5 protein-coding genes and 1 tRNA gene are annotated in these 4697 nt (G+C 40.5%); 5 read left to right on the forward strand and 1 reads right to left on the reverse strand.

Annotated elements, in window-relative coordinates:
- Positions 1 to 186 (forward strand): hypothetical protein (locus tag ACYVTD_RS09850; protein WP_461247606.1); only part of this gene is annotated, 186 nt, incomplete at its 5' end.
- Positions 187 to 321: 135 nt separating this feature from the next.
- A complete protein-coding gene (locus ACYVTD_RS09855) occupies positions 322 to 819 on the forward strand; it encodes a leucine-rich repeat domain-containing protein (RefSeq protein ID WP_461247610.1) in 498 nt (165 codons plus the stop codon).
- Between the two features lie 130 nt (positions 820 to 949).
- On the opposite strand, the gene ACYVTD_RS09860 is transcribed toward ACYVTD_RS09855, so the two are convergent.
- On the reverse strand, positions 950 to 2662 hold the full coding sequence (locus ACYVTD_RS09860) for a formate--tetrahydrofolate ligase (RefSeq protein ID WP_461247607.1): 1713 nt from the start codon (positions 2660 to 2662) through the stop codon (positions 950 to 952).
- Between the two features lie 99 nt (positions 2663 to 2761).
- On the opposite strand from ACYVTD_RS09860, the gene ACYVTD_RS09865 reads away from it, so the two are divergent.
- The 3 genes from ACYVTD_RS09865 to ACYVTD_RS09875 all read left to right on the forward strand — a co-directional run bounded on the left by ACYVTD_RS09865 (position 2762) and on the right by ACYVTD_RS09875 (position 4407).
- Positions 2762 to 3478, forward strand: coding sequence for a lysophospholipid acyltransferase family protein (locus tag ACYVTD_RS09865; protein ID WP_461247608.1), 717 nt, complete (start codon positions 2762 to 2764; stop codon positions 3476 to 3478).
- A gap of 78 nt (positions 3479 to 3556) precedes the next feature.
- A tRNA-Gln gene (locus tag ACYVTD_RS09870) sits at positions 3557 to 3627 on the forward strand.
- Between the two features lie 270 nt (positions 3628 to 3897).
- A complete protein-coding gene (locus ACYVTD_RS09875) occupies positions 3898 to 4407 on the forward strand; it encodes a hypothetical protein (protein ID WP_461247609.1) in 510 nt (169 codons plus the stop codon).
- Positions 4408 to 4697 lie beyond the last annotated feature (290 nt).

Consider the following 4697-nt stretch of genomic DNA (forward strand, 5'->3'; position numbering starts at 1 on the left):
ATATCGAGGAATTTCCCTGTTCTTCCAGGTCTTACATTCCTGTTCTGGCGCACCCCGACCCGCCGTTGGCGGTCCTCTTTTGAGGTAAACAGGCATAGCGTTATGCGTCATTTATTTGAAATTACAAAAAACGGCTTTATTGTTACACCAGATATGACATCATATTTGTTGAATAGTGGTGAGTAATTATAAGTAATTGTAAATAATTATAATAAAAGAACTTGACTTAATTCTTTATCTGATATAGACTTATGAGTAATAAAGCGTACTTATGAGTAAGCATAAGAAAACGGTAACACTGTACCCGACAGCGTTACTACCATTGAGCCGGGGACTTTTCAAGAATGCAACAGCCTTACCAGCATAACCATACCGGACAGCGTTGAAAGCATTGGGGCAAATGCTTTCAGCGGATGTACCAGCCTTACCAGCGTAAAACTACCTAACAACGAAAAATTTACTAAAATTAATGATGGAACTTTTGCCGTATGCTCCAGCCTTGCCAGTATAACCATACCGAACAGCGTTGACAGCATTGGGGAGGAGGCTTTTGACGGCTGTACCAGCCTTGCCAGTATAACCATACCCGCCAGCGTTACCAGCATTGGGGAAAATGCTTTTGGCAGATGTACCAGCCTTACTAGCGTAACATTTGCAACAGGGAGTAACATAGATAGTTTTTTCAACGCCATCTTTCCAGAAGGAATCGATGGGGATGGTACTAATAACTCTTTAAGAGATGCCTATTTTGCTGCAGACCCAAAAGCGGGAACATATACGAGAGAGACAAACGGCGATACGTGGACGAAAAAGCAGTAGAGATGCGGAATGATTTAATGTCTGCTTCCTAGTTCGTGTTGGTTCGTGAGGTTCGTGGTAAAATTCTTCCCTCTTTCTCCGTGTCCTTCTCTTCCTTTGTGCTCTTTGTGAGAACCCTTTGGCGAATAAATCAGAACAACCCCGAAATCTTCCCATTACTGTCAATATCAATCTTTTCCGCCGAAGGAACAGGCGGCAATCCCGGCATTGTCATTATATCGCCTGTTATTGCTACTATAAACCCGGCTCCTGCTGATATTTTTACTTCTCTTACCGATAAACGCCAACCTTTGGGTGCGCCTAAAAGAGTCGCATCATCGGAAAAACTGTACTGGGTCTTTGCCATGCAGATTGGAACTTTGTCCAGTCCCATTTTTTCAATCTGGTTTATTTGTTTTTGGGCGTTACTTAAAATTACAACACCGTCAGCGTGGTATATTTTTTTTGCTATTGCTTCTATTTTTTCGTTAATGGAAAGATTAACATCGTAGGAAAATTCAAAATTGTTCGGCTGTTCGCAAAGGCGTACCACTTCCTCGGCAAGTTTAATACCGCCTTCGCCTCCCTTTTCCCAAACTTGCGAAATAACGGCGTTGACGCCTAACTCTTTGCATTTTTTTTCTACCAATTCTAATTCCGCTTTTGTATCTTTTGGGAAAACATTAATGGCGACTACCGCAGGAAGTTTATAAACATTTTTTATATTATCAACATGCTGTAAAAGATTCGGAAGCCCTTTTTCAAGAGAGACAAGGTTTTCGTTGTCAAGCTCGTTCTTTTTTGTTCCTCCGTGCGATTTAAGAGCACGGACAGTGGCGACAATAATTACCGCAGACGGTTTAAGCCCTGCGAAACGGCATTTAATATCGAGGAATTTTTCCGCACCCAAGTCCGCACCGAAGCCTGCTTCCGTAACAACATAGTCGGCACATTTTAGAGCGTGACGGGTAGCCATGATTGAATTGCAACCGTGTGCGATATTGGCGAAAGGTCCGCCGTGAATAAATACCGGAGTACCTTCCATTGTTTGTACAAGATTTGGTTTAAGAGCGTCTTTAAGCAGAACCGCCATTGCTCCATGAGCGTTAAGCTGTGCGGCAGTAACGGGTTTTTCATCAGCCTGTTTTCCGTAAGTGTAGCCGATAATTATGCGTCCCAATTTTGTTTTTAAGTCGTCAATGTCGCTCGCAAGACAAAGAATCGCCATTACTTCCGAGGCGACAGTAATGTCAAACCCGTCCTCGCGCGGGAAGCCGTTTATCTTTCCTCCAAGACCGTCGGTAACAAACCTAAGTTGACGGTCGTTCATGTCGATACATCTACGCCAGATAATTTTTCTTGGATCGATATTAAGCGCGTTCCCCTGATAAATATGGTTGTCTATCATGGCGGCTAAAAGATTATTTGCGGAAGTAATGGCGTGAAAGTCGCCTGTAAAATGCAGATTAATGTCTTCCATTGGAATAACCTGTGCCCAACCGCCGCCTGCCGCTCCGCCTTTAACGCCGAATACGGGACCGAGCGAAGGTTCCCTAAGAGCCGCCATAGTTTTTTTCCCGATTAAAGAAAGACCGTCCGCAACTCCAACTGTCGTTGTTGTTTTGCCTTCTCCTGCAGGGGTGGGATTAATGGCTGTAACAAGAATCAATTTACCGTCTTTTTTATCTTTATTGTCCTTAAGAAAACTGTAATTTACTTTTGCTTTGTAATTTCCGTAATATTCGATATATTCCTCAGGAATTCCCGCTTTTTTTGCCACTTCTTTTATGGAAAGGGCGTGTTCGGGAAATACTGATTGGGCTATTTCTATATCTGAGCCTGAGAATTTGTTAAGAGATGCCATTTATTGATAATGTAACAATATTAAAAAAAAGTCAATGCGTGGACATCACGGGGCGGTTTATAGTTGTTTATTTTTTGTAAATTTGAGATAATAAAAAATATGATAAAAACAGTGCTAGGTTTTGGATATTTAGCTGCCGCCATGCTATTTTTACTGCCGTTTGCGATTATCGCATTGATATTAAGCCTGTTCGGACTAAAAAAACCAATGATGCATATTATTTACCGTCTTGCGCAAGCGTGGGCGCTGTCATTACTTCCTATCGCGGGACGAACGGCAGTTAAAGGCAAAGAAAATATTCCTAAAAAAGGCGGCGTTTGTTTTGTCAGTAACCATTGTGGTTTTTTTGATATTGTTATATTGCTTGCCTTTTGCGGACGTCCGTTTGGTTTTATTGCAAAAAAAGAGTTGCTATTTGTGCCATTTATGAATGCATGGATTTACATGCTTGGGGGACTTTTTATTGATAGAGGTAATGTCAGGCGTGCGATTAAGACAATAAACAAAGGCGTACAGCGTATAAAATCAGGCGGCGGAATGATAATTTTTCCGGAAGGACATCGTTCCAAAGGGAAGGGGCTTCTTCCCTTCCATCCCGGTTCGCTAAAACTTGCCACCCAAGCCAACGCCGTCATTGTTCCTGTCGCCATTGAGGGCAGTTACGATGTCTTTGAAAGAACCAATCGCGTCGTAAGCGCCAAGACAAGAATCGCATTTTTAAAACCCATTGATACAAATAGCATACCTTTAGAAGATCGCAAACAAATTCTCTGCGACAGGATTTATTCGGCAATTAAAGAAGAATTAGGCGAGTAGAGGATATCGATACAATACCCCAATACTTGACAATTTTACACAGTTTTTATACTATAAAAACGTATAATATAAACGCTTTCCCCGGTTGTGTAATGGTAGCACGGCAGACTCTGGATCTGCTTGTGGGGGTTCAAATCCTCCCTGGGGAACAATAAAAAAAACGCTACTCATTTACAATCTTTTAAAAAATGAATAAAATGAATAAAATTGAGGATTTGAACCGGAGTGCTCCTTGAATAATGCTAAAGCGAAGCTTTGATCTATAAAGTCGGCACATGGACGTGCCGGGAGCACGCAGGCGGGGGTGGAAGGAGCGGACAGGAGTCCGCGACTGGAACCCCAAATCCTCCCTGGGGAACAATAAAAAAAACGCTACTCATTTACAATCTTTTAAAAAATGAATAAAATGAGGAAAAGCTATGAAATACGATAATTTATATGATGAAGTTTTAGATAAATCCAGAGGTCATTTAAGAGAAATGTCAAAAGAAGAAAGGAACATGGTAATGGAGTGTATGTCCGATAATTTTGATTCTCAAGAAAACCCTGAAGTTGGAATATTTTGGTATGACGAAAAAAAAGACGCATTATTTGGAGTAAGTAAGAGCTTTGCTGATGAATTACAATTTAATTCTAATGGTCTAAAAACTGTGAGAATTTTACATCAGCAATGGTGGCAAAAAGAGAAAAATAAACGCCTGTCTAAGGGGGAAGACCTTGATATTTTCAATGTTGATTACACACAAATTCCTAGAGGAAGGGTATTTCAACGCAAAGATGGAACTTTTCAATTGATGTGCGGAAGTTGGATTACAGAACATATAGAAAAATTAGTAAAAGAAGAATTTAATCTTCAAAATGTCCCATTTGAAGTTAAAATAGACGAACACTGGGAAATTGGTCATGGCTGGTCTGAAGAATATAACTGATACTGGTACTTTCTCTTGACAAAATTAATATTTTTATGATATTATTACAATGATTTGGATAATCAAAAAAAATGTCAAGAAAGGAGCTTACTATGAGAAATAAAAAACTTTTTTCCGTAATTTCTACAATTATGCTGGTAGGACTGTTGGTTTTAACAGCCTGTGATGACGGGGGGGGGGGGGGAATTTCCGTTTTAAAAACAAATCCCTAGGTTATAGGTTTTAAACGTGGGAACTGTTTTTCCAACCTGGGATAATAAAAACCGGTAAGCGAAAAAACATTGAACTAT

It is taken from the genome of Treponema sp. R6D11, from assembly GCF_054786075.1.